This window comes from Idiomarina sp. UBA4206 (assembly GCF_002383015.1).
GTDB classification, from domain to species: Bacteria; Pseudomonadota; Gammaproteobacteria; order Enterobacterales; family Alteromonadaceae; genus Idiomarina; species Idiomarina abyssalis.
In genome coordinates this window covers 12353-14000 of sequence record NZ_DFTS01000056.1, presented here as the reverse complement: position 1 = coordinate 14000, position 1648 = coordinate 12353, and the positions used below count along the sequence as shown (strand labels likewise).

2 protein-coding genes are annotated in these 1648 nt (G+C 48.7%); both read right to left on the bottom strand.

The window, feature by feature from the left end; genetic code table 11:
- Window positions 1–694: PCRF domain-containing protein (locus B3180_RS11480; RefSeq protein WP_286844651.1), on the bottom strand; the 694-nt coding region annotated here is incomplete at its 3' end.
- A 7-nt stretch (window positions 695–701) separates the two neighbouring features.
- On the bottom strand, window positions 702–1648 hold a 947-nt coding region (gene hemA / locus B3180_RS11475), incomplete at its 5' end, for a glutamyl-tRNA reductase (RefSeq protein WP_286844648.1).

Here is a 1648-nt window from a genome sequence, read left to right as displayed (position 1 = left end):
AGGCGCGGTAAGTATCAACACGTAAGTCGGCCGGGTTAATTTCAACAGCTTCGGCTTCCGGAATTTCCGGCAGCACCGCTACGGTACAAGCTGAAGTATGAATACGACCCTGCGACTCTGTTTCGGGAACACGTTGTACGCGGTGGCCGCCCGATTCAAACTTCATTCGACCGTAAACACCGTCACCACTCATATGCGCAATAATTTCTTTATAACCGCCGTGTTCGCCATCACTGGCACTGACAATATTCACTTTCCAACCATTTTTTTCTGCGTAACGGCTGTACATACGGAATAAGTCACCAGCAAATATTGAAGCTTCATCACCACCGGCACCGGCCCGAATCTCCAAATAGCATGAACGGTCGTCGTTCGGGTCTTTAGGCAACAGCAAGAGCTGCAGGCGGTTTTCCAGATCTTCTTCTGCTTCTTTGGCTTGCTTAAGCTCTTCTGCAGCCATTTCGCGCATCTCTGCGTCATCATCCTCAGCCATATCTTTGGCTGCGGCTTGGTCATCCTGGTTCTGACGATACTCCTCAAAGCACCCGACTACTTCTTCCAGTTGAGAATATTCGCGAGATAAAGCACGGAAACGGTTTTGATCGCTGATCACATCGGGCTCACCCAATAAAGCCTGCACTTCCTGATAACGCTCAACTAAGCCTTCTAGTTTGCGTTCAATGGATGGATTCAACATGTTTTTATTTGCCTTCTGATGGGTCAGAGGATGGCTCTGACCAAAGTTGTTGCAAAACGGCCAGCGTATATTGATCGTTATTTTCGCCGGCAGATTTCAATAAGTTTGTCGGTTTGTGCGTTAACTGCTGCACCAGACGGTGACTGAACCTTTGCAGAACCTCCGCCGGGTCTTTACCCTGCTCAAGTTGAGCCAGTGCCTTTTTTAACTGTTCGTCGGCCAGAGTTCGTGTATGTGTCCGATACTCTCGCACAAGCTCGACGCTGTTAAGAGATTTCAGCCAATCATTAAACTCTTGAGTCTGCTGCTGAATAATAACTTGCGCTTCACGCGCCGCCTGTTCACGGTTACGAATGTTTTCGCTAATAATGCTTTGCAAGTCATCCACGGTATAAAGGTAGGCATCGTCCAGTTCGTTAACCTGTTCTTCTATATCGCGGGGAACCGCTAAATCTATCAATAACATAGGCCTGTGACGGCGTTTTTTCAGCGCTTTTTCAATGCTGCCCTTACCCACAATAGGTAAAGTACTGGCAGTTGAACTGACAACAATATCGGCCTGTGGCAGAAGCTCAGAAAGCTCCGATAAACTGTGCGCTGTCGCCCCGACTCTCTCAGCCATTTCACGTGCGCGCTGCAAGGTTCTGTTAGCGACAATAATTTCGCTGACACCTTGTTGCTTTAAATGCTGAGCAACGAGCTCGGATGTATCGCCGGCACCAATAAGCAGGACTTTTGAGTTCTGTAACTTGGCAAAAATATGGCGCGCCATAGAAACGGCAGCATAGGCTACCGAAACCGCATTCTGACCAACTGCGGTTTCATTTCTTACGGTTTTTGCTACCCGGAAAGTTTGCTGGAACAAACGCTCGAGAATGCCACCGACAGAAGCTTGTCGTTTAGCGGCCTGATACGCTTGCTTTACCTGCCCCAGAATTTGCGGCTCGCCTA